Here is a 24,827-nt window from a genome sequence, read left to right as displayed (position 1 = left end):
ACTTGGTGCTACCGCAGCTGGTTCGGTGATCGTTACTGAGGTCGTTGCGGTGCAACCATTATTTGATGTAACAGTAACTGAGTAAGTTCCTGCCGTTAATCCGGATATATCTTCTGTCGTAGCACCATTGCTCCAGGAATAGGAGTAAGAAGAGGCAGGCCCTGATACCGTCAAATTAATTGAACCTGTGCTACCTCCATTACAAATAACGTTGGATTGAGTAGTACTCAAAACCGGATTATCAACGATAACTTCAACTGTCGCTGTAAATGCACAACCAAATAGATTCGTTGCGGTTAAAGTGTAAATTCCGGAAGCTGCGGTTGTTGCTCCAGAAATTGTACTTGATATTGTTGAAGATGAAAATCCATTTGGTCCTGTCCAACTGGCATTCATGTATGACAGGTTCGCTGCAGGAATGTTCGAGTAAGTGCCACTCCCCGGAGGTTTCCAAAGAATTCCATAATGATCTTCTCCTCCACCTTCTTTTTGTAATAACTCGAAATAATATTCCTGACCCGCCGTCAGACTCAAAACTGAGGTTTGCTGAGAAGCATATTTGGTAAGCTCATTTTGAGCGGTATAGTCCGGTATTGAAGCTATAGTGGATAAAGGACTACTTAATTCACTACCAGACCAATATAAGGCTGTATTATCATCACCGTAAATAACAAACTGATAATTTCCTGATACAGTAGGTGTAAAATAATACCGAACTCGTGTTCCGTAATTATCTGCAATATTCAAAGGACCTATTGCGGATGTAATAACCTCTCTTTCATCTGGAAAATCAGGATAATTCGGAGACGAGGTAAGATTTGAGATACTCGTTCCTGAAATCCCATAAAAGGCTTCTCTTAATACTCCATCAGGAAGGTTTCCACTCAAATTAATATCATCTCCAAAACAAACAGTACCATTCGATGTTGCAGTAATTGAGTAATCTATCGGCCCCTGAACACCAAAATTAGCATTCGCGATGTCACTGGTTCCTACCACAACATTTGTCAATATTCCATTAACCACGCCATCAGACCCGGTTCCGGAACCAAGTTTTTCACCAGTATTGGTATAACCTACCGGTAAACTTGCTGCAGGTGGAGAGCTACCTAAAGTACCCGGTGTGGTGCTCAAGCTTAAATTGTATGTATCATTTGAAGGAACCACAGCTTCGTAGGTACCACTTGACTGAACAGGTGCCACGGCTACAATAGTATTTGTGCTGACATCAATAACATTAATAAACAATGTATTCGCCGAGAAAGCGGCGTTAGGCCCATCCACCGTATTATCGTCAAGCCCATCACAATCATCAAAAATATTACCGCTAACTATCGGAAGAGTCGGGCAACAAACATTTTCAATCTCCCCAATTCTAATAGCCTGCTGTGCAGGATTCGGTTCATTTGGCCCTGCGATATATGAGATTCTCAAAGTTTTAATTGCCTGAGTAGAGCTTACGAAAACAGCTCCTTGCAAACTATCCGGCTCAATATTATAATTCTGCCCGGCTCCCCAGTTTGAAGTGGCGGTTTGATTATTTGTCCCGGATAGCGTAATGAGTCCCGGCTTGCCAACAACCACATTTAACGGAGCATTAGTATTAGAGGCATTGGTAGCCGAGAAAGTAACTCTATCTTGGAAAGAACTTGAGCCCGCAGGAGGGTTTGACGTATCAGAACCATCGATATCACTTACTTCCAGATTTGAAATGATCACAGGATAAGTAAATGTGTACAACACATCAATTCTATTACCCGGAGCATAAGCGGCATTATTAGAAGCATCACAAGTGGTACACCCTCCGTCAAAATTATCCATGAAAAGCGTAAAATACGGTTGACCGTATCCACCATTTGTGGATGATCTCATACGATCATAAACATTCCCGTTCGCCTCCGTAATCTGAATTGTAAAAGGAACATTTATCACCGAACCTTCTGGCGTACAAACCGTCATGAAGTCTGAGACCGTAGCCGGAGGACCTCCCGGAGTACCAAAAGAAGAAATTACGGTTTCTGATCCCACTCCGGCATTTTGCCAAGTTTGTTTGTTGTCAGCGACGTTGGAGCCAATCACACATTGAGCTGAGGCGGTAGTGGTAAAAAGGGTCAGTAATAACCCAAGAAATGTAAATAGGAAAGTGTTATGTAGGGGTCTTTTTTGAAAGGACATTTAAAGGTATGGTTCGATATTACATATATATTTATGCAATTCGTATACCAAAAAGACCCTTTTGTCCTTACGTTACCCTTAAAAATGACTTAATTTCTTACCTATCGGAGAGGGTACTCTGTAAGGCACTTTATATAAACCATTTAAATCAACTACCCCACAAGAAAAAACATCCGAAACTAACATTTCGTATATTAATTTGGCTACCCCACCTTGCTGAGTTGAAGAGAAATGCTGATTTAATTGAATTTTATCTGACCTATTTTGAAACAACCCTGATTTTTAAATAATCAATCTTCTCCGGGTCAGAAATGGCGTCGATTTTGATCGCATCAACACCTTTAGACTGAAGCATTCTTTTTAGATAAAAAGCCCGGCGAATCGCCACCTGAGTATCTCCACCTGAATGATGGCCTTTTATCTGAATCTGGAACCTTGGGTTTGAACTAAATTCGTTAAATAAAGTGTCGACAAAGGCATTTTGAGGGTTTGACAATTCTATGGAATCAGCAACAAATGAAAGAGACTCCACTCTTACCTCATCACCATTTGACAAATCTGTCGCTGAAATAATTTCATTAAATGCAGTTATTGCCGGATCCACCGCAGGATCTTCCTGAACAGGCAGAACTGCGGTACTGTCTATTTCATTTACCAACTCATCACTGACTACCGAAGACTGACTCATTTCTTCTGACCCGAACAAATCCTCTCTGGATTCGTAAATAAAATACCCTAAAAGCCCGACCAGAGCCACACCTAAAACAATAATAACAGGGATTTTGTAAGATTTCTGACTTTCTTCGGCAAAATCATAACTGCTTGATTCTGCTTCAGTAGTACTTTCCACATACTCTACCTCCTCATCCGCCATTTCCTTTTTCTCCCGCTCTTCTACCTTTTTGGCATAGGTCATTTTCATGGTTCTCAACTCATGCATTCCCATCGCCGGTATCATCTTCTCAACAAGATTAGCAGGGGCGTTTTCAAAAAGAGGGTCCCTGTGCTCCTTGAGGTAATTCATGAGTTCATGCTTATCCATACCCTCCTGAAGTTTTTTTGACAAAACCTTTATGATAAAAGAGTTGACAAATCCGGCATACTTAGAACTTTCTGCTTTGCTTGTACCACTATGAATCACGACCAGGTTCATTAGCTGACTCTTGAATGAGGGAAAAATCTGACTCATATTTTTCTCTCCGGCCTGCACAAAATCCTTTAACTTTTCTTTTTTGGATGAGGCTGTCTCTAAGTCAAGTTCACTGTAATCTTTTGTGTTGATTTTTTTAATTTGGTTTACCAACATTCCGGTACTCATATCACTGTTAGCACGTCTGATTAAACCAGCCAGCATAGTGTAGAAGATCGCATAAATAGCACCTTTAGAATCCCCCAAATTTCTGTCTGACAAACCCTTCAAATTCTCTACCAATTCATCACTGATTACCCCGTCAAACTTTTCAAATAATGTCATATGTCTACCTGTATTGATCTATTTTCTATTTCAATTGCAAAACAACAAAAAAAAGGAGTATTTGCAGTACATTAAACTCAATAATTCAACCCTACAAAAAATAAAAATGGCAGCATCTGACTCCAAAGAAAGAAGAAGTCAAAACTGGTTTGGCAAAGAAGGAAAAGACGGTTTTATATACCGTAGCTGGATAAAAAATCAAGGTTATCCGGCACATCAATTCAAAGGAAAACCAGTCATTGGTATTTGCAATACGTGGTCAGAAGTAACCCCCTGTAACGGGCATTTCAGAGAGCTGGCTCAGTTCGTTAAAAATGGCGTTTACGAGGCTGGCGGATTTCCGCTTGAGTTCCCGGTAATGTCCCTTGGCGAAACCATTATCAGACCCACCGCTATGTTGTACAGGAACCTTGCAGCCATGACGGTTGAAGAATCCATCAGAGCAAACCCTTTCGATGCCATTGTTTTATTAACCGGCTGTGACAAAACAACGCCTTCTCTGGTCATGGGAGCAGCCAGTGTAGATTTACCAACAATCGTACTTTCAGGTGGCCCGATGTTGAACGGAAAGTTCAGAGGAAGAGACCTGGGTTCGGGTACCGACGTCTGGCGTTTTGATGCCGACGTAAAAGCGGGTAAAATGACCTTAGAGGAAATGGAAGAAGCGGAGGCTTGTATGAGCCGAAGCATCGGTCACTGTAATACTATGGGAACAGCCTCTACAATGGCGACAATGGTAGAAGCATTAGGTTTAACTCTACCGGGTGTGAGTTCTATTCCTGCCGCTGACTCCAGAAAGAAAATGATGGCTCATATGACCGGAATGCGAGCCGTTGAAATGGCGGAAGAAAATCTTGTCATCTCAAAAATCTTAACTCGCCCTGCCTTTGAGAACGCCATTAAAGTAAATTCGGCTGTTGGTGGTTCCACCAACTTTGTTCTTCATCTACTGGCCATTGCCAAAAGAGTAGGCATAGAATTGACATTGGATGATTTTGATATTCATGGATCAAAAATACCCTTCCTTCTGAATCTCATGCCTTCCGGTAAATATCTGATGGAGGACTACTACTATGCCGGGGGTATTCAGGTCATTCTTAAAGAACTCAAAGAGCATCTTAGCACGGAGGCAATAACTGTGAATGGCAAAACCTTAACAGAAAACTCCGAGAAAGCAAGAAACTGGAATTCAGACGTAATCAGACCTATCTCTGACCCTATTATCAAAGAAGGTGGGATCACCGTAGTCAAAGGTAACTTATGCACTGAAGGGGCAGTTATAAAAGTTTCAGCAGCTACGCCAGAGCTTCTCAAACATAAAGGTCGTGCCGTGGTTTTTGAAACCATTGAAGATTATCATGCACGGGTAGATGATCCTAATCTTGACATTGACGAAACCTGTGTAATGGTTTTGAAAAATGTTGGCCCAAAAGGATACCCCGGAATGCCAGAGGTAGGCAATATGGCCCTACCAAAGAAAATCCTTCAAAAAGGTATCACAGATATGGTTAGGATTTCTGATGGTCGAATGAGCGGAACGGCATATGGTACTGTCTTTTTGCACGCTTCACCTGAGTCTGCTTTGGGTAGCCCGTTAGCATTGGTAGAAAATGGAGATATTATAGAGTGCGACGTACAGGCCAAAACCATTCACTTGCATGTTTCTGATGAGGAACTGGCTGAACGTAAAAAGAAATGGGAGCCTATTGATCTCGGCTTTGACAGAGGATATATCAATCTTTATATCAATACCGTGAATCAGGCACATGAAGGAGCAGACATGGACTTCCTGGTGGGCAAATCCGGAAATATTGTAAATAGAGAGTCACATTAAACAGAATAAAACGTATATACTTTGAAGAGAGGGCAAATTTTATTAGCTTCGGCCACCCTACGATAACCTTTGAAGTATTATATGGATTTCAGAACCGAAATTGAGCCGGTTTCTTTTCCTTTTGAGATAACCCAAAAAGATAGATTCCTTAGTATAGGCTCATGTTTCTCAGACAAATTTGGCAGGTATTTACAAGACAACAAGTTAGACTGTTTCAGCAACCCTTATGGAACGATTTTCAACCCGATTTCCATCTTCAGGTTGCTGAACAGTAGTATTACTGAACAACCCGTAATGAACCGCTACCTTACTGAAAATAACGGTCAGTGGTATCATTATGACTATCATTCCAAACTCTCAGAAACCTCTGCTTCTTCTCTTTCCCACCATCTGGAGGAGCTGCACAAAAAAGTTAGGGACTATCTGAGAAAAACAGACTACCTTGTTATTACGCTTGGGACCGCCTTTGTCTACCGTTTGAAAAACAATCAGCATGTGGTGGCGAACTGTCACAAAAAACCTGCTGATCATTTTGACAAAGAGCTTTTGACTCAAAAAGAAATCGGAATTCGTTTCAGACAATTCTACGAAAAACTGAAGCTGTTTAATCCAAAAATAAAGATCATCTTCACGGTTAGTCCGGTAAGACACATCAAAGACACCTTGCAGGGCAACAATCTGAGCAAAAGTCTTCTTAGGTTAGCTACCCACTATTTTTGTCAGGACTTTAAGGATGTGCATTATTTTCCGGCATATGAAATTCTTATGGACGACCTGAGAGACTACAGGTACTACGAAGAAGACATGATTCATGTCAATGAAACCGGTCAAAAATATGTGATTGAAAACTTCAAGGAGTCTGCTTTTTCACCTGATCTGAAACAGTTTATAAACCAGTGGCAACATCTCAAAAACCAACTCAATCATCGACCGTTTCAGCCGGAGTCAGAAAGTCATCAAAAGTTCCTTAAAAACCTCCTCAATAGACTGGAGCAGATCGGCAACACTGTAGATGTGGAGAAAGAGAAAGAACTGGTAAAAGCTCAGTTGATGTAAGATTTTTCAAGAAACCTTAAACTTTCAGCACGGTGAGTATGTTCTTTGTGCAGAATTTAGAACCTACGTTTACTTACCGAATTAGTGATCACCAAAGAACAAGTACTACAAGCCCTCTCTAAGGTTGAAGAACCCGATTTAAAGAAAGACCTCGTTACCCTCAATATGATCAAAGATATTGAGATCAATGGCAACAAAATCACATTCACGGTTGTTCTCACCACTCCTGCCTGTCCACTAAAAGAAGTCATTAAAAACAGATGTATTGAAGCCTTAACTACTGATTTAGGTGAAGGTTTGGATATCACTGTGAACATGACGGCCGAAGTAACTTCTATCAGAAATAGTGCTCCTGTACTGCCCGGCGTAAAAAACATTATTGCTATTTCTTCAGGAAAAGGTGGTGTCGGTAAATCAACAGTTACAGCCAATCTGGCTCTTGCGTTGAAACAATCTGGTGCTAAAGTCGGCATTATTGATGCCGATATTTTCGGACCCTCCATTCCAATGATGTTTGGAGCTGAGGACGTTCAGCCACTTATTGCTCCAAAAGATGGCAAAAATATGATCCATCCTGTAATTCAGTTTGGCATTAAAATGATTTCAATTGGCTTTCTGACTCCAGCAGATAATGCTGTAGTATGGCGTGGACCAATGGCGAGTCAGGCCTTAAGACAATTCTTCGGTGATGTTGACTGGGGAGAGTTAGATTACCTATTAATTGACCTTCCTCCGGGAACATCTGATATTCACCTCTCTCTGGTTCAAACAGTACCGGTAACCGGAGCGGTCATTGTCACTACTCCGCAAAAAGTGGCTGTAGCAGATGCCACCAAAGGTTTATCCATGTTCAGACAACCTCAAATTAATGTACCAATACTGGGTGTGGTAGAGAACATGGCTTACTTCACCCCAAAAGAACTCCCCGATAATAAATACTATATATTTGGTAAAGACGGAGGGGAAGAAATGGCGAAAAAATTTGATGCCCCGCTGATAGGTAAAATTCCGTTAGTTCAGGGAATCAGGGAAGGTGGTGATGAAGGGCGTCCTCTTATGATGGATGAACAGAACCCTACTTCCAAAGCTTTCAAAGAAACAGCGGAGCGATTGGCTCAGCAACTGGCTATAAGAAACGCAAACGCCCCGCAAACCGAGCGTGTTCAGGTTTCGTAAGGTATTAGGAAAAGTAAAGCCGCTAGAGTAGTTTTGTAAATAAGTTGAACAGAACCAAAATGACTTCTATAAAAGAACGTGTTGAGGCAGCATTGGACAGGGTAAGACCTTATCTGGAGGCTGACGGTGGTAACGTTAATATCGCTGAAATAACAAATGACGGCGTTGTAAAACTGGAACTTACCGGAGCCTGTGGTACTTGTCCTATGTCTACAATGACTTTTAAAGGTGGGCTTGAAGAAGCCATTTTAAAAGAAGTACCTGAGATCAAAAAAGTGGAAGCTCTGAATCTCACAACTGCCTGACATTGACATAAATCACATAAAAATGAGAAGCTACCTGCCTTTGCAAGTAGCTTTTTTATTTAACTTGCGTTTACTTCGTGATTCCTAGTTTAACCTTTTAAGGCCTTACTCCAAAATGAGCACAAAACTGAAAATTGGTATCCTTTTCGGTGGTCCTTCCAGAGAAAGAGAAATTTCGTTTAAAGGCGGAAGAACAGCTTTTGAACATATTGACAAGTCAATTTTCGAGCCTGTCCTCATTTTTGTGGATAGTCACGGACACTTTATTGAGATTGACACTGAGTACATCTATGCCGATTCTATCAGAGACGTATATCCGTCAAAAAATCTAAACAAAGGCTACCGACTTTATATAGAGTCACTAGGTGATTTGAATGACACTCAGCTTTACAAGCTCATTTATAAAATAGGGAAACAGGTCAAACCTGAAAATCTTGCTAAAACCATTGATATTGCATTCCCGGTAATGCACGGCCCTTATGCTGAAGATGGTAGTATTCAAGGCGTTTTAGAATGGTTTGGTGTGCCTTATGTCGGCCCAAATGTTTTGGCCTCGGCCATTGGTATTAATAAGCCTTTTCAAAACGATCTATTGAAAAAGTCAAATGGCCAGCAGAAGAAATCAAAAATAATAACACGAAAAGAATGGGATACTGCTGATCGCTCAGCCATGTTCAGCTCGCTAACCAAAAATCTTGGTTTTCCGCTGGTAATAAAAGCCCCCCATCAGGGCTCTTCCATTGGAGTAGGCATTGTGAGAAAACGAAGCATGGAAGACTTCAGCAAAAAGATGTACCAATGCTTCTTTCAACAGGTAGTCTCCCAAAAAGACTGGATAAAACTTACGAAAAGGCAGAAAAAGAATATTCTGGAGAAAACGCTCAGTCTGAGTGAAGGCATCGGATTTCCATTGGTATTGGACGAGGAAGTGTACTACCACCCGGGCGATCTGTTGAAGGCTTTAGATGCATACCTCAAAACCAATGAAGAGGCCATTTTAACCTCCGTCAATGCTGAGGAGTATGTTTTAATAGAAGAATTCATTGAAGGTCAGGAGTTCTCAATGGGTCTAATTCAGGATGACAAATTCAACGTGTATGCCCTCCCTCCCACTGAGATTTATGGCGAAATCGAGACCTTTGATTTCAAATCAAAGTATCAATCAGAAGTTACTAAAAAGCGAATCCCGATAGATACGCATCTTGAGAATCTCAAAAAAGTAGAATCACTGGGCATTAAGGCCTTCAAAGACCTGGGCATGAATGTTATTTGCCGAATTGATGGATTTGTCACTCCGGATGACGAAATCATATTCCATGACCCCAACACCTTGCCGGGCATGTCGCCTACTAGTCTCATTTTCAAACAGATGGCTGAAATTGGCCTGAGCATTACTCAATCGATGAACTATCTGGTTCGACAATCAATTGCCCAAAGAATTAACGAAGGTAAACACCGCCATAAAATGCAGCAGCTCTTAAAAAGGATTGACGCTGCCATGACATCAGCCCAGCAGGAAAAACGTAAAAAAGTGGCTGTGGTTTTCGGCGAAAATGAAGTGGAATATGCCACTGCTCAACAAAAATTTAACGAGTTGGCTGCTTCCGATGTTTTTGACCCTAGTTGTGTCTGTGCTGCTAAAAATGGAAAACATTATCTGATACCGGTGAATTTGATGTACAAAGCCAACATTCAGGATTTTGGACAGGCAATCTCAAAAGGAAAACACCCATTTATACAGTCTTTAATTGAGAAAACTGAAGGTTTAAGAGCAAAGTACGCCGGTAACGTTAGTTTTGAGGTAGAGCGAATTGAAGAGTCTGAGCTAAAATCAAAGTTTGACGTCATCTACCTGGCAGCTTCTGACGAGCTCACCAATGTCTAAAAAAAAGAAAAAGTACTACGTCGTTTGGAACGGCCGTAAAAAAGGCATTTACGGAAGTTGGGATGAGTGTAAAAAGCAAATTGAAGGCTTTAATGGTGCTCAGTATAAATCTTTTGAAAATGAAAAGGAGGCAATTGAATCGTTTGCAAAACCATATGCTCAATCCATTACGAAAGGTGGCTCAAAGAAGAAAGCAGCTATCAACCCTAATGCCAAACCTCCAACAAAAAGAAGTATAGTAGTAGATGCGGCCTGGAACACCAAAACCGGTGATATGGAGTATCAGGGTTTTGATTTCAATACCGGTAAACTACTTTTCAAAAAAGGCCCTTTTAAGGACGGAACGAATAATATTGGTGAGTTTTTAGCCATTGTACATGCTTTGGCTTTATTGAAAAAACACGGGCTCGATTTACCCATTTACAGTGATTCGCGAACAGCTATGAGCTGGGTTAGAAAGAAAAAGGCAAACACTAAACTGGAAAAGACTGAAAACAATCAGGAGCTTTTTGATTTAATGGAACGTGCCGAAGATTGGCTCCAAAAAAACTCGTACAAGAATATCATCCTCAAATGGGATACCCGAAATTGGGGTGAAAACCCGGCGGATTTTGGGAGAAAGTGATTGAAGATAGGATGTCAGACCTAAGATTTAAGACAAAAGACCTCAAACGCCGGACATCAAACTCCCAACATCTGACATCAAACTTCCAACTCCCCTCTTCTCAGTTCAAAAAATGTTCAAATTCAAGCAATTCAAAATAGAGCAAGACCAATGTGCCATGAAAGTATGCACAGACTCCTGCATTTTGGGTGCTTTTACTCCGGTGACAAAAGGAATGAAAGTATTGGATATTGGAACGGGTACCGGGCTTTTAAGCCTCATGTTAGCTCAGAAAGGAGATGTTAGGATAGATGCCATTGAAATTGATGAAGCCGCGGCGAAACAGGCTCTTAAAAACGTTCAGGACAGTTCTTTCAACAGTCAGATTTCTGTTTATAAAACTGATGCTAAGCAGTTTGTCGAAAAAGAATACGATCTTATCATTTCAAACCCTCCTTTTTTTGAGGGACAACTTTCCTCTCCGGATCATCAGAAAAACAAAGCAAAACACAATAGTCATTTGAGTTTTGCAGACTTAGCGGAAATCATCTCTGAAAAATTATCTCTGGAGGGAATCTCATCTATTTTATTACCACCTACGGAAATGGCGATTTTTGCAGAAAAAATGGCTAGCCAGAACCTGTTTCCTCTTCAGGAATTGTCTGTCCGGCATCATGCTGAAAAGCCAGTCTTTCGTAAAGTTGTTCTTTTTGGTCGACAAAAAGTTCCGCCCAAGAGGCTAGAACTTTGTATTTACGAAACCAATGGAAGAACATATACACATGATTTTGAGGCACTTTTGAAAGATTACTACATAATTTTTTAAATTTGACCTACAAATAAGCTTTCCTTACCTAATGTCTAAGCCGCAAATAAGCGTCCTCATCCCTTTACTAAATGAGGAAGAATCACTCCCTGAATTGCATGATTGGATTCACAAAACTCTCACCAAAGCTGGTTTGAGCTATGAAATCCTGTTTATTGATGACGGCAGTAAAGACGATTCCTGGAAGGTCATTTGTGAATTGAAAGAAAAAAACGAAAGAGTAAGGGGGCTGAAATTTAGTCGAAATTACGGCAAAACAGCGGCCCTGGATACCGGCTTTCAGATTGTAGAAGGTGACGTTATTATTACGATGGATGCAGATCTTCAGGATAACCCTGAGGAAATTCCCGAGCTCTATCGAAAAATCACCGAAGACGGATATGATATCGTCAGCGGCTGGAAGAAAAAGAGGCATGACCCCGTTCTTTCGAAAAACCTGCCAAGTAAGCTTTTCAACTGGGCAGCTCGCAAAATCTCCGATGTTAAACTTCACGACTTCAATTGTGGTTTAAAGGCTTATGACCAAAAAGTTGTAAAAAACATCCGAATTTACGGTGAAATGCATCGTTACATTCCGGTGATTGCCAAATGGAACGGTTTCGACAAAATTGGCGAGCAGGTAGTGCAGCACCAGGCTCGAAAATATGGTCATACCAAATTCGGTATCGACCGGTTCATCAATGGTTTTCTTGACCTTTTGAGCATTACTTTTGTCAATAAATTTGGCCGCAGACCCATGCACTTTTTCGGTGCTTTTGGGGTCATCAGTTTTATCATTGGTACAGCCATTACCGTTTTCCTGATCGGTGAAAAGCTGTACAACCTTTGGAATAAGCTTCCATTCAGAAATGTGACTGATAATCCGCTTTTCTTCCTAGCCCTTTTGACCGTTATGATTGGGGTTCAGCTATTTCTAGCCGGTTTTCTTGGTGAGCTATACGTAAAACAAAACGCATCTGATATCAGCTATGTCATTGACGAAGAAATCTAGCACCCGCCACGCTCTTGTGGTTTCGCTAGTGCTAATACTGATAACATTCTCATGCGTTATATCTCCAAACGACCCCAATCCCCGTGATTTATACGGCCGATGGAAATTAACTGACATTGAAGGAATGGTGGACGAAAATTCTGCTCCTCTGCTTAAAAAACAATTAGACTACAGAGAACAGGAATTCTACTTTGAATTTTTACCTAGAGGAATTTTTGCGACAAACACGGATCTCGGCCTGAATAAATTATTACTTCGGAAAACTGAGGTTAGAGCCGGAAGTTATACCTATGTGGAGAATAATAATGGAACCTTTGTAGAAATCACCATAAATGATCCTCAGTTTGATCAGAATGTAAACCTAAAATTTGAGGCATTTGATCTTCAGGGCTCATCCCCTTCACTTGTTATGGATACACAGAACTATGTCCATAGCATCAGGACTTCATCTGATAACTTTTCTTCGGAGCTTAGAAATTCCATGTATGAATTTACTACTAGAATTAATCAGGCTCTATTCTCCTTAAGTTTTTCTAAAACGAACTAACTATGAACCGATTACAGAATATATCAGTATTTCTATTCTTGATTATTGTCACAGCAGCTTGTTCTTCAAAAAAGAAGGATATTGAGCCTATTATTTTAAATGGTCAGTATAATTTAACCCGGGTCAACTCTGAGATCACTTTTCAGGATCAACAACCTGAAATCACTGACAAAGACGTCACTGATCAGGAAATTTATTTCTTTTTTTCACCCGATGGAACCTATACTACGAATGCATCTTTAGGCATCGGAAACATAAAAAAAGATCAAAAAGTCAATAGTAATACTTACCAGATTGAGAATAACCTCCTGATCATAAGCATTGTGGAGGCTGATTTAAACGTTCCTTTTAAGTTATACTTAAAAATGACCGAGGAAAATAACGAATTGACTTTATCTCTCAATCATCAGGATCTGGTTAACTCATTTGATGCCAGTTTATCTGGTATGGATGCTTTCTCGAAGGCCCTCATTCAGGTCTTGATTAGCCAGATTGTGGAAATGAATTACAGTCTTACATTAACCAAAGAACCTTAATACTCGTACCAGTCTTCCCACCAGGTTTGTAGTTTTTTTCTGATTTCATGCTCACGGGCATTTTGGCCAGGTTCATATAGTTTTTCACCTTTGAGGTCATCAGGCATAAAGTTTTGCTTCGCAAAGTTGCCCTCATAACTATGGCTGTATTTGTAGTCTTTGCCATAGCCGACCTCTTTCATCAGTTTGGTAGGAGCATTTCTCAAATCCAGCGGAACAGGTAAATGTGAAGTCTTTTCAGCCAATGCTATCGCCCTGTCAATGGCCATATAAGAGGCGTTTGATTTTGGTGAGGTTGCCAGATATATCGCAGTTTGAGAAAGGATTATTCGACCTTCAGGGTACCCGATTTTCTTTACAGCCTCCATACAATTATTAGCAATGATCGTTGCTGTCGGGTTGGCATTTCCAATATCCTCTGAGGCCAGAATAAGCATTCTACGGGCAATAAACATCATATCTTCGCCGGCCACCAGCATTCGGGCCAGCCAGTAAAGGGCAGCATTGGGGTCAGACCCACGCATGGATTTTATAAAAGCCGAAATGATATCATAATGCTGCTCGCCACTTTTGTCGTATCTGGCGAGGTTCTTCTGCACCACCTCTTCTACATTTTCATCATTGATAGTGATGGTCTTGTTGCCCATTTGAGAGGTAACCACCATTTCAAGAAGATTGAGCAATTTTCTACCATCCCCTCCACTGATTCTAAAAAGTGAGTTGGTGGAGTCCAGTTTAAATTTGAGTTTTTTAAGTTCAACATCTTCATTGATCGCTCTTTGAAGCAAGGCATACAATTCTTTCTGTCCAAAAGCCTCAAGAATATAAACCTGACATCGGGATAATAAGGCAGAGTTAACCTCAAAGGACGGATTCTCAGTTGTAGCTCCAATCAGCGTCACCCTCCCCCGCTCAACAGCGGCCAAAAGGGTGTCTTGCTGTGACTTATTAAAACGGTGTATTTCGTCGATAAACAAAATCGGGGGAAAAAGTCCTGAAGGTTTGCTTAGTACTTCCCTCAAATCTTTCACGCCTGAACTAATCGCAGAAAGCGAAAAGAATTGCCTTTTTGTCAGCTCCGCCAACATCAGGGACAGCGTGGTTTTACCTACTCCCGGAGGCCCCCAAAGGATCATAGAAGGCACCAGATTAGCTTCAATTGCTTTTCTAAGAGGCTTCCCTTTACCCAGAATATGCTCCTGCCCAATGTATTCGTCAAGATTTTTCGGTCTCAGCCTTTCGGCCAAAGGCATGCTTTGCATTTGATCTTTTTTATGAACCAAAACAAAGGTATAAACATCAAAAGAACTACACTTTGTTTGTTTTGCTAAATGTCTGATTCAAGTTTTCACTATATTTACTTCTCCTTGACAACCAACAACTTAAAGTAATGAAATCCATTTTAAACTTTATCAAACGCAATTTTGAACTCAGTCAAAATGAGGCTAAAAGTGTTCTTTTTGGCCTCCTGGCTCTGGTGATTCTTTTTTTAGTAAGTATAACTATCGAAAATATTACCACCAGGAAAGATCGTCAGTTCTCATTTTCAGCTTATTATCTACCTGAAAAAGAGCTTGCAAATCTCAATCAGGAAAAAGCTGAATTGATAGCTCTAAAAGCATCAGAAAAGAAGTCTGTTCAATTCAAAGCATTTGATCCAAACAAAATATCTGCACAAGAGCTCATCAACATGGGCTTTCCCAGATATGGAGCTAACAACCTTGTCAAGTTTAGAAAAGCAGGAAAAGTATATCGGTTCAAAGAAGACGTGGCCTCTGTATATGGTATAAATGAGGAGCTTTTTGAGAAAATTGAAGCCTTCATCGAATTACCCTCAAAAGAAGACCAAAAAACAGCCAGTACATATGAAACCATTTTCGAGGGTTTCCCGGAGAGCGAGCCCAAAAAAGAAGTATTTAAACCTAAAACCATTGAAAAGTTTGACATAAACCTCGCGAAAACAGAGGAGTTAACTCAGGTCTACGGAATTGGTAAAGTATTTGCAGACAGAATAGTTAGATACCGGGAAAGTCTCGGTGGTTTCTACGATATCAGCCAACTAAAAAACACCTATGGATTGCCTGACAGCACCTATGAAGAGTTAATAAAGCATGTTTATCTGGAGACCGCACCCATAAAGATTAAAATCAATGAAGTAGAACTGAGCGATTGGAAAGCCCCTCACTTGAGTTACTCAAAGAAGAAAGGTATTTTAGCTTATAGAAAGCAACACGGCCATTTTAGCCATGTTGATGAGCTCAAAAAATTACATATTCTTACTCCGGAAGAGATTTTAGCCATTTCGCCTTACTTAGACTTCAGTAAATCTCATGATTAATTTAAAACGTTCTTGCCTGATTATTCTGCTTTTCGGTTTGTGGGCCTGTGAAAAAAAAGTAGATGAAGAAGTTATTCCTGAACCTACTGAAGTTCAGATTTCTCCTAAAGTAGCTCATCAATGGGCGAATATGACCTTAAAACTGGTCAAGGAATCTCCTGAAAATTCTCCTACATATACTTCCAGAACATTGGCTTATGCCGGGGTAACTATGTATGAGTCAATTGTAAGTGGAAGTATTATTTTCAAGTCTGTGGCGAGCCAGCTGAGTGGCCTTTCAGACCTTCCTTCGGCTCAAGGACTTGACTGGGAAACGAGCCTGAGTGCTGGTCAGGCCGGGATTCTTACGGCACTTTACCCGCATACTTCAGACCAATTAAAAGAAGCACTACAAAACTTACACTCCTCTATTGTTGCTGAAAGAAAGGCCGCCGGAGTGCCTGATTCAGTCCTTACAGCTTCTGCTGAATATGGTAAGTACATTGCGACGGTTATCTTCGAATGGTCAAAAAACGATAACGGGCATGAAGGCTTCATGCGTACATTTGATTATTCGTATACACTTCCTCAGGGCGTCGAATATTGGGTTCCTCCAAGATTCGGACAGTCTTCAATTAACCAACCGCTACATCCATACTGGGGCCAAAACAGGCTTTTCGTACCAGCAAATGAACAATTAGAAATACCAGAAATTTACGAGTACAGTGCTGAAACCAGCAGTGCCTATTATAACGACATGAAGGAGGTTTATGATAAAAATATTAGTCTCACTCAAGAAGAAAAAGAAACGGCACTTTGGTGGGGCGATGATCCTGCAGGATCAGCAAGCCCTCCGGGCCACTCCTATTATTTAGCCGCAAAGCTTGTCAATCAGGAGCAAAACAACCTCTTTGAGGCCGCCTCAGTTTTTGCCAAAGTTGGTATGGCCGTTTCTGACGCCTTTGTTAGGTGCTTTAAGTGTAAATATCATTACCATGCGGAGAGGCCAACGGCATTTATTCGGAGGTATATAGATAGCCGCTATACGCAGTTTTGGCCAGAGCCACCTTTCCCGGCATTTACATCAGGGCATTCCACCCAGTCTGCTGCTGCGGCTACAACCTTAATTTCTGTTTTTGGTGATGATATCACTTATACTGATGATTTCCATGAAGGCAGGCCAAAAGACAGTGAACGCAATGTAGAGTTCAGATCAAGAGAATTTACAAGTATCTGGGCCTTTGCTGAAGAGTGTGGATGGTCACGAATTTTGGGCGGAATTCATACTCAACAGGACAATATCCAAGGTTTGGAAGAGGGCAAACGAATCGGAGAAAATATCAATGCGTTGAACTGGAAGTACTGATAAATCAAAATCTGATTGACCTCCTCAAAAAACTGTGGTACTTTTGCCCAAAATTTAAGGAGATGAAATGAGTACAAAATTTATTCAATACTAATTGCACCCAAGTGATGAATAAATTTTGTGGGAATTCCTGAATGTCTTAGAATTTTTAAGAATTTAATTCTCAATGACTTAAAAATTATAAACAGATGAAAATTGCAATTGGAGGCGACCACGCCGGATTCGAATATAAAAAACACATTTTGCACTGGCTGCAGGAGCAGAATTTTGAAACGGCTGACTTCGGCCCGTATTCAGAGGAATCTTTTGATTACCCTGATTCGGTTCACCCGCTTTGCAATGCTATTGAAAATGGAGAATACGAGTTTGGTATCCTTATTTGCGGATCTGGAAACGGAGTTTGTATGACTGCCAATAAGCACCAAGGCATCAGAGCTGGCCTTGTTTGGGATGAAGAGATTGTAAAACTGATCAGGCTACATAATAATGCTAACGTAATTTGTTTGCCGGCTAGATTCATTGAAAAAGAAACAGCACTTCAGTTTGTCAAAACCTTTATTACGACAGAGTTTGAAGGTGGCCGTCACCAAAGAAGAGTTGGTAAAATAGCATGTGCTTAATCTTTTAACCTGAAGTGACGGGTACCTTCCACCCGTTCGTAAGCACCTGAAAGCTCGGGAATCCGATCAAAAATTTCAGGAAACACTTGTTCATTATCAATGATATAGTCAGGCTTTTCTGCCTTAAACGTCTCGTAGATAAGGGCAAGATTCTGATAGGTATCCGGATGTTGAAGAATGCCTTTTGAAACCTCCCAGTTTACAAAAGGTGAGCCTGCTTTCGCCGTGAAATAATCATCATTCGTATCACCTGTTACCAAAATCCTTTTACCCTCAACATAGCTTTTTGAGGAACCAGTATTAACACGAAGCTCTGTCAAATGCTGCAGTCCGTTGCCGATCAAAGGGCTCAAACCCTGTCTTTTGATCAACATCACAAATGCCAGAAAAACCAGAAAAACTACTTCCGCCAAATACGCCCCCCGGGCAAAAATAAACCAGCCCGTTAGGTAAAAGGCCAGAAAAGGAGCTAATCCGATCAAATGGTAAGTCCCGTGAGGTTTTGAAAGGAAATACGGGAGCAAAGCGAATACACCCAGAAGAATCAAAATTTGATGTTTCCTGTTTTGAAAACTGGAATAACGAACATTATTAAGTACCCTCAAGCTTCCGAGTATCGCAAAAACAGTTGGTAAAAGGAAGATAACAATTACACCAACAATTTCGCTGCCAACCAAAGGAACTAACCTTGAAAACTGGAGAATCCACTGATGATAAAACTCATTAAAAGTACCGTTAAAATAAAAGAACAAAACCGCCACAAAAAGAGGTAGAACAAAACCTAGCAACATCAGAAAGACCTGATTCCCCTTAAAAGGCGAGAACATAATAAGGCTTAAAATAGCCCAGAAGAAAAATGCAGGGAAACTATATAAAAACAGAGAACCAATACCAATCATTAGGCCGACTTCAAAAACATGTTCCGAAGACTCCCCGGCCTTATCAATATGTTTAAAAATGCTATTGATGGCCATTAAAAGAAATGTATTAGCCATTAAAGCAGGGGTAAGTTTTGAAAGGTCAAAAGAAAGCGAAATGACTACCGCATACATGAGTGCCGGAAGGTAATTACGCTCGATAATTACTCTGTTGCTATTGATCAAATAAGCAAAATACAGCGACTGGAAGTAGGCCAGTACCAGAGCAAAAAGCTCATAATATGTTTGATCCCGACCAAAAAGCCAGTAAACGAAACCATAAACATAGGCGGTAAGCGGGCCGGTCTTTGTCCAGATATCACTGTAAAGGCTTTTTCCCTCGTTCAACCGCTCTCCTACCAGCAGCCATTCCAGCTCAGGCTGAAGTGTAGGCAAACCCATAGAAATGAAAGGGACTTTCAGCAGAAGCAATACCACCAGAATAGAGAAAACATGGAAATACGTATTGACCCTGAAAAGCGTTATCAAAAGGAGCTTAATTTAAGTTTCAGAAGGCAAAATTATACTTTTGACAACCGATTAACCAAAATAAACCAAGATATTTGCAGCCTGATAGACCAGGTAAAGAAGAATGGAAAATAAAAGGCAAAAACAAGTTTCAAGACAGATTCAAAAGGACCTTGGAGAAATATTTCAGAAGGACTTTAAACTGGCTTTTGACAACGCCTTCATCACCATTACAGATGTGAAAGTTTCACCTGATCTGGCCATCGCCCGAGTCTATTTAAGTTTCCTGATGGTCGATGATAAAGAAGCTCTTCTTGAAAAAATCAGAGAGCAAACCAAGAAAATCAGAGGCATCTTTGGGCACAGAGTTAGGAACCAGTTCAGGATTGTCCCCCATTTTCAATTTTACCTTGACGATTCAGCCGAATATGCTCAGCGAATGAACGAGCTTTTTGATAAGCTTGATATTCCGTCTGCACCTGACGCTGACGACGAAGAGGACGACACTTACACCCGCTAAAGGTTTTCATGAATTTATCCTTTCACATTGCTAAAAAGTACTTTTTCTCAGGCAAAAAGAGAGGTTTTATTCATTTTATCTCCATAATTTCTATGCTGGGAGTTTGTGTGGGTACTGCTGCTCTCATCATCGTACTTTCTGTCTTCAATGGCCTGGAAGACCTGAACCGAACCATTTTTAAGAGTTCTGACCCGGATATTAAAGTAACTCCGGCCAGTGGAAAGACTTTCCCACTTGACTCCCTCAATCTTGACAACATGAGGCAGATCAGTGGTATTTCGGTCATCACCGAGGTCATTGAAGATAACGCCCTCGCCCGCCGTGAGGATCAGCAAATCATTGTAGATGTAAAAGGGGTAGACAGCACTTTCCAGATTAATAACCCACTGGAAAATAACAAATTTGATGGAGAACTGGTCATTTCTGAAGGAGATGAGAGTTTTGCTTTTGTAGGTGGTGGGGTTTACCAAACCCTTAATTTGCAAAGCTTTAATTATCTGCGACCGCTACAGCTCTGGTATCCGCGAAATCAAAAGCTAAATGCTCTAAATCCCGAGGATAATATCAACCGGCTTTATCTGCCTGTTTCAGGAGCTTTCATTCTGGAACAGCAGTATGATAATCTTGTTTACATTCCGCTCAAAGAGATGGAAAAGCTGACAGAACTATATAATCAGCGAACGAGTTTAGAAATCAGACTCAGTGATGAAACAAAGACCAAGGAGATCAAGACAAAATTAAAAGAGATTCTTGGAGCTAGCTATTTGGTTAAGGACAGAGATGAGCAAAATGAAGCTCTTTACCGGGCCATTAAAATTGAGAAGCTCTTCATTTTTCTGGCCCTTTTGTTCATTATTGGCATTGCCAGTTTTAATATTTACTTTGCCCTGAGCATGCTTGTACTTGACAAAAAAGATGATATTCAAACACTATCCGCCTTAGGTGCTGAGAAAAGTTTGGTTCGTCAGATTTTTGTTGCGGAAGGAGGCATCATTTCTCTCACAGGAGCTCTGCTCGGCCTGATTATCGGCGTGGGTGTTTGCTGGAGTCAAATGCAGTACGGCTGGCTTTCTATGGGCATGCAGTTTGCCATTGTTGATGCCTATCCAGTGCTTTTGAAGGCATCTGATGTTATTTTGTCACTCATCGGGATCGTCACTATCGCTTTTCTGGCTTCATGGTTTCCGGCCAGCAAAGCAGTAAAATTTATGAATAATCAATGATCAGGAACTCCATTCTTGCCTTTATTTTTTTGGCCTGTACCAATGCTTTTTCACAGGAACCGGCCTCAAAGTTTCTTCAATTGCTGGATGACTCTCAAAACTGGATTTTGAGAACTCCGAAAATTGAACGGGGTAACATTGAGTTTATCAACTACACCAAAGACAAGGTTGATCTAAATACGATGATCTGGAAATTTTTACCCAACGGCACCATTGATTATGATTATCAAAGCAGTTCAGAAATCTTTGCCTGTGCAGGCGTTGATTTTCTGGATATGGATGTAGAACAATCTAACTGGAGCTACAACCCGGGCGATCTGACCTTGACCTTACAAATCAAAGGAGGTTATGCCAGTCTTGACGATTTTGTTTTCAAAAGAGTCTATAAAGTGAGCCTTCTTGATGAAGATGAATCTTATGGATATCGTTTAACATTATTGAAAGAGTACTTCTTCAATGACCTGAAAAAATCTCGTTAAGATGAAGAAATTCTACACCATCTTCCTGCTCTTTTTTGGGGGGCAAATTGTCTTAGCTCAGCAAAACTATAATCCTTCAGAAACCAAGCTTTTTGACCTGATTCATACTGAGCTCCACCTTAAACCCGACTGGACACGAAATGAAATGGAAGGCAGAGCTATTTTACAGCTCAGGCCCTGGTTTTATCCTCAGGATCAGCTTATTCTGGATGCTAAAGGATTTCAAATTCATTCCGTGGGACTCAATGATCAGCAGGCTCGGTTTGAATATGATAAATTAAAGCTCAATATCCACCTTGACCGCTCCTACACCAGAACGGATACCGTTCAGGTTATCATCGAATACACTGCCAGACCAGATAAGCTTCAGGAAATAGAACCATTAAAAAACAGCACTTACAAAGGGCTTTATTTCATCAATCAAAGTAATTCACGGCCACAGCAAATATGGACGGAAGGTGAAACTGAGTATAATAGCTGCTGGTTTCCAACACTTGACAGCCCGAACCAAAAACACACGCAAGAGATACATCTTACCGTTCCCAAAGTATATAAGACACTTTCCAATGGTCTTCTCGTCAGTTCAAAAGACAATGAGGATGAAACCAGAACAGATGTTTGGAAGCAGAACATCCCACACTCCGTTTATCTGACGATGATTGCCGCAGGTGATTTCGCAAAAGTTACCGATCCCGAATTCAAAGACTTTGAGGTCAGCTATTATGTGGAACCGGAATTTGAGGAAAGTGCTCAGGCCATTTTTGGCAGAACACCGGCAATGATCCGGTATTTTGAAGATTTGCTAAATATTAAATATCCCTGGTCAAAATATGCTCAGATAGCGGTAAGAGACTATGTAAGCGGTGCCATGGAGAATACCACAGCAACAGTTCATGGAAGCTCCGTTCAGAAAAACGGACATCAACTAATCGATGGTAATGATGATGGGGTGATAGCTCATGAGCTTTTTCATCATTGGTTTGGCGATTATGTAACAGCCGAAAGTTGGGCCAATTTGAGCCTTAATGAGGCTTTCGCTAATTATTCTGAATACTTATGGGCGTCACATTTTTATGGAAAAGCCGAAGGCGAGTGGCTTAATTTTACGGAGCTCAATCAATATCTCGACGAATCCGACAGCAAACAGGTGCCTGTTATCCGATATGGTTATGAAGATAAGGAGGAAATGTTTGACAGCCATTCCTACGCCAAAGGTGGGCGTATCCTGCACATGATTCGTCAGGAGGTCGGTGATAAGGCGTTTTTCAAAGCTCTTGAAGTTTATCTTAAAGAAAATAAGCTGAAAAACACTGAAATACACAATCTTCGAATGGCTTTTGAAGAAGTCACTGGTCGCGATCTCAACTGGCTTTTTGACCAATGGTTCCTGAATGCAGGACACCCAAGATTGAACATTTCGCATTCCTATGAGAATGAGCAACTGAAAATTGAGATCTTTCAACAAACTGACTCTGTTAACAATCAGATTTACCGTTTTCCGCTCAAAATTGAAATTGGTACTGAAAATGGAACCCGGATTGAGGAGCTTGAAATTGATCAAAACCTCGAAGTCTTCAGTTTTAGTCTTTCCGAACAACCGCTTTTTGTTGCAGCAGACCCTTTCTCCGATTTTCTGGGTGTTATAGATCAGGAACAAACCGAAGAAGAATTATTTGCTCAAAGCAGGCATTCAAAAGGAGCTATTGCGAGAGCGAAAGCTTTCAATTTTTTGAGTGATTCAGAAAACCTTGAAGGCGAATTGTCACTCAATGCCATGTTTGACGAAAAAAGACGTGAGCTGGCTATTGAAATGCTGACAGACCCTTTTTGGAAAATCAGAGAAATGGCCGTTCACAAGTTTTTTGACTATGACGGCGATGATTTTCTGAAAGTTGAAAGAAGACTTCAATCAGTCATTAGAACCGACGATAAATCGAATGTGCGTTCGGCTGCTATTTTAGCGATGAAGAATTTCCTTAATCCTCAAAATGATCTGTTGTTCAGAAAATCGCTGGCTGACACTTCCTATGCCGTAAGGGCAGCCGCTCTGGAGGCTATATTGATCAGCAACCCTCCTGATGCCGATTCCCTGACACATATGATGGAAGACATCAAGGATGTGAATATTTTCGTAGCCGTAGCCAATCATAAAGCGGCTAAGGCTCAACCAGAAGACTATCAATGGTTTGAAGACCGAATGTCAAAGCTATCGGGTTCTGAACTTTATCAAACCATGGGTGTGCTGGGAAGTTATCTGGTCAGAGCCCCGGTGGAAACACAATGGAGAAGCATCCCATTCCTGAAAAGGATTGCTATGAATGAGACGAACTGGATAGGACGCTATGCCGCAACACAGGCCCTTTTATTGCTGACGGAGCACCCTCAGGCGTTAGAGGCCTTGAAAGAGGTAATTGCTACTGAAACTAACGAACAGCTGAAAGAAATGTATCAGCAAATACCTGTCGATTAATTTATGCAGATCAAAGATCATCTGAATTTTGCGAGTAAACTGACCTTAAAAAGGGTTCGGAATGCCCTGCAGATTCTGGGATCATATGGTTTTTCAAAATTGACAGGAAAACCAACCATCAAAGGGCTTCCGCTGGCTGTTGGTTTTGAGCCAACCACCAGCTGTAATCTCCGCTGTCCGGAATGCCCAAGTGGTTTACGTTCGTTTACGCGGCCTACAGGGATGCTCGAAAAAGAGCTTTACGAAAGCACCATTGATCAATTACAGGACAGTTTGATTTATCTGACCTTCTATTTTCAGGGCGAGCCCTACCTCCATAAAGATTTCCTGAAAATGGTTAAGTACGCCTCTGATCGAAAAATTTACACGGCCACGAGTACCAATGCCCATTATCTTACGCCTGAAATCGCCGAAAAAACGGTAAAAAGTGGTATTGACCGTATGATTATCTCGATTGATGGCACAACACAGGAAACTTATGAACAGTACCGCGTGGGTGGTCAACTGAGCAAAGTTCTGGAAGGCACAAAGAATCTGATTGAGGCCAAAAAGAGGCTTAATTCTAAAACGCCTCATACCATATTTCAATTTTTGGTAGTCAGACCCAATGAGCATCAAATTGCTGACGTATATAAATTAGCGGAAGAGTACGGGGTAGATGAGGTCCGACTCAAAACCGCCCAGATTTATGAGTATGAGAACGGTAATGAACTCATACCCACCATTGACAAATACTCCCGTTATAAAGACAATCAAGACGGCACCTACAGCATCAAAAACAAGCTATTAAACCATTGCTGGAAAATGTGGCACAGCTGCGTGATCACCTGGGATGGCACACTTGTACCCTGCTGTTTTGACAAAGACTCAGAACACCCAATGGGCTCATTACAGCAAAATACCTTTAAGGAAATCTGGCACTCCAAGCCTTACCAAAACTTCCGTAAGGCTCTCATAAAATCCCGCTCAGAAGTCGAGATTTGTAAGAATTGTAGTGAGGGGGCATTGGTTTGAGCACAAGTTCATGACTTTCGGTTA

At 41.0% G+C, this 24,827-nt stretch carries 21 protein-coding genes and 1 pseudogene; 18 read left to right on the top strand and 4 right to left on the bottom strand.

Features of this window, described 5'->3' with window-relative positions; all coding sequences use genetic code 11:
- Both AFM12_RS17850 and AFM12_RS17840 read right to left on the bottom strand, forming a co-directional pair.
- Positions 1-2,175, bottom strand: a pseudogene (locus AFM12_RS17850) (PA14 domain-containing protein); the annotation flags it as partial.
- Positions 2,176-2,434: 259 nt separating this feature from the next.
- Complete coding sequence (locus AFM12_RS17840) at positions 2,435-3,649, bottom strand: OmpA family protein (protein WP_055151210.1); 1,215 nt, start codon at positions 3,647-3,649, stop codon at positions 2,435-2,437.
- Between the two features lie 106 nt (positions 3,650-3,755).
- Between AFM12_RS17840 and AFM12_RS17835 the strand changes: the two genes are divergently transcribed.
- From AFM12_RS17835 to AFM12_RS17790, 10 genes are all read left to right on the top strand, one after another.
- Positions 3,756-5,483, top strand: a complete 1,728-nt coding sequence (locus AFM12_RS17835) for an IlvD/Edd family dehydratase (protein WP_055151262.1) — start codon at positions 3,756-3,758, stop codon at positions 5,481-5,483.
- An 81-nt stretch (positions 5,484-5,564) separates the two neighbouring features.
- The gene (locus AFM12_RS17830; RefSeq protein ID WP_055151207.1) at positions 5,565-6,539 is read left to right on the top strand and encodes a GSCFA domain-containing protein; all 975 of its coding nucleotides are present in this window, start codon (positions 5,565-5,567) and stop codon (positions 6,537-6,539) included.
- Positions 6,540-6,623: 84 nt separating this feature from the next.
- A complete protein-coding gene (locus AFM12_RS17825; RefSeq protein WP_055151204.1) occupies positions 6,624-7,715 on the top strand; it encodes an Mrp/NBP35 family ATP-binding protein in 1,092 nt (363 codons plus the stop codon).
- Positions 7,716-7,774: 59 nt separating this feature from the next.
- On the top strand, positions 7,775-8,020 hold the full coding sequence (locus AFM12_RS17820; protein ID WP_055151201.1) for a NifU family protein: 246 nt from the start codon (positions 7,775-7,777) through the stop codon (positions 8,018-8,020).
- 115 nt (positions 8,021-8,135) lie between these two features.
- Complete coding sequence (locus AFM12_RS17815) at positions 8,136-9,905, top strand: D-alanine--D-alanine ligase family protein (protein WP_055151198.1); 1,770 nt, start codon at positions 8,136-8,138, stop codon at positions 9,903-9,905.
- Complete coding sequence (locus AFM12_RS17810; RefSeq protein ID WP_055151195.1) at positions 9,898-10,530, top strand: ribonuclease H1 domain-containing protein; 633 nt, start codon at positions 9,898-9,900, stop codon at positions 10,528-10,530. Before AFM12_RS17815 ends, AFM12_RS17810 begins: the two co-directional genes overlap by 8 nt.
- A 112-nt stretch (positions 10,531-10,642) precedes the next feature.
- Positions 10,643-11,335 carry a tRNA1(Val) (adenine(37)-N6)-methyltransferase gene (locus AFM12_RS17805; protein ID WP_055151193.1) on the top strand — a complete coding sequence of 231 codons (693 nt, stop codon included), beginning with the start codon at positions 10,643-10,645 and terminating at the stop codon, positions 11,333-11,335.
- 31 nt (positions 11,336-11,366) lie between these two features.
- Complete coding sequence (locus AFM12_RS17800) at positions 11,367-12,326, top strand: glycosyltransferase family 2 protein (RefSeq protein WP_055151191.1); 960 nt, start codon at positions 11,367-11,369, stop codon at positions 12,324-12,326.
- Positions 12,304-12,873 carry a hypothetical protein gene (locus AFM12_RS17795; RefSeq protein WP_131458464.1) on the top strand — a complete coding sequence of 190 codons (570 nt, stop codon included), beginning with the start codon at positions 12,304-12,306 and terminating at the stop codon, positions 12,871-12,873. The genes AFM12_RS17800 and AFM12_RS17795 overlap by 23 nt, the downstream gene beginning before the upstream one ends.
- Before the next feature lie 2 nt (positions 12,874-12,875).
- Complete coding sequence (locus AFM12_RS17790; protein ID WP_055151185.1) at positions 12,876-13,409, top strand: hypothetical protein; 534 nt, start codon at positions 12,876-12,878, stop codon at positions 13,407-13,409.
- Here the strand turns inward: AFM12_RS17790 and AFM12_RS17785 are convergent.
- Positions 13,406-14,671 (bottom strand): replication-associated recombination protein A, encoded by a 1,266-nt coding sequence (locus tag AFM12_RS17785; protein ID WP_055151259.1) that lies wholly within the window; start codon positions 14,669-14,671, stop codon positions 13,406-13,408. The two genes, AFM12_RS17790 and AFM12_RS17785, sit on opposite strands and share 4 nt — an antisense overlap.
- A 128-nt stretch (positions 14,672-14,799) precedes the next feature.
- On the opposite strand from AFM12_RS17785, the gene AFM12_RS17780 reads away from it, so the two are divergent.
- The 3 genes from AFM12_RS17780 (at position 14,800) to rpiB (ending at position 17,712) form a co-directional block, all read left to right on the top strand.
- On the top strand, positions 14,800-15,747 hold the full coding sequence (locus tag AFM12_RS17780; RefSeq protein ID WP_055151182.1) for a helix-hairpin-helix domain-containing protein: 948 nt from the start codon (positions 14,800-14,802) through the stop codon (positions 15,745-15,747).
- The gene (locus AFM12_RS17775) at positions 15,740-17,092 is read left to right on the top strand and encodes a vanadium-dependent haloperoxidase (protein ID WP_055151179.1); all 1,353 of its coding nucleotides are present in this window, start codon (positions 15,740-15,742) and stop codon (positions 17,090-17,092) included. Before AFM12_RS17780 ends, AFM12_RS17775 begins: the two co-directional genes overlap by 8 nt.
- Before the next feature lie 188 nt (positions 17,093-17,280).
- On the top strand, positions 17,281-17,712 hold the full coding sequence (gene rpiB, locus AFM12_RS17770; RefSeq protein WP_055151176.1) for a ribose 5-phosphate isomerase B: 432 nt from the start codon (positions 17,281-17,283) through the stop codon (positions 17,710-17,712).
- On the opposite strand, the gene AFM12_RS17765 is transcribed toward rpiB, so the two are convergent.
- A complete protein-coding gene (locus AFM12_RS17765) occupies positions 17,709-19,118 on the bottom strand; it encodes a hypothetical protein (protein WP_131458462.1) in 1,410 nt (469 codons plus the stop codon). The two genes, rpiB and AFM12_RS17765, sit on opposite strands and share 4 nt — an antisense overlap.
- Before the next feature lie 103 nt (positions 19,119-19,221).
- Here AFM12_RS17765 and rbfA point away from each other — a divergent pair, with 103 nt between their 5' ends.
- The 5 genes from rbfA to AFM12_RS19620 are packed head-to-tail and all read left to right on the top strand — an operon-like array spanning position 19,222 to position 24,803.
- Positions 19,222-19,617, top strand: a complete 396-nt coding sequence (gene rbfA / locus AFM12_RS17760; protein WP_055151170.1) for a 30S ribosome-binding factor RbfA — start codon at positions 19,222-19,224, stop codon at positions 19,615-19,617.
- 8 nt (positions 19,618-19,625) lie between these two features.
- Positions 19,626-20,840 carry an ABC transporter permease gene (locus tag AFM12_RS17755; RefSeq protein WP_055151167.1) on the top strand — a complete coding sequence of 405 codons (1,215 nt, stop codon included), beginning with the start codon at positions 19,626-19,628 and terminating at the stop codon, positions 20,838-20,840.
- Positions 20,837-21,319, top strand: coding sequence for a hypothetical protein (locus AFM12_RS17750; RefSeq protein ID WP_055151164.1), 483 nt, complete (start codon positions 20,837-20,839; stop codon positions 21,317-21,319). The genes AFM12_RS17755 and AFM12_RS17750 overlap by 4 nt, the downstream gene beginning before the upstream one ends.
- A gap of 1 nt (position 21,320) precedes the next feature.
- Complete coding sequence (locus AFM12_RS17745; protein ID WP_055151162.1) at positions 21,321-23,789, top strand: M1 family aminopeptidase; 2,469 nt, start codon at positions 21,321-21,323, stop codon at positions 23,787-23,789.
- 3 nt (positions 23,790-23,792) lie between these two features.
- The gene (locus AFM12_RS19620; RefSeq protein ID WP_055151160.1) at positions 23,793-24,803 is read left to right on the top strand and encodes an SPASM domain-containing protein; all 1,011 of its coding nucleotides are present in this window, start codon (positions 23,793-23,795) and stop codon (positions 24,801-24,803) included.
- Positions 24,804-24,827 lie beyond the last annotated feature (24 nt).

The sequence above is a fragment of the Jiulongibacter sediminis genome (assembly GCF_001306455.1).
In the GTDB taxonomy this organism is placed as follows: domain Bacteria; phylum Bacteroidota; class Bacteroidia; order Cytophagales; family Spirosomataceae; genus Jiulongibacter; species Jiulongibacter sediminis.
Note: the sequence above shows the minus strand (reverse complement) of the source record. Positions and strands in the feature narration are given on the sequence as shown.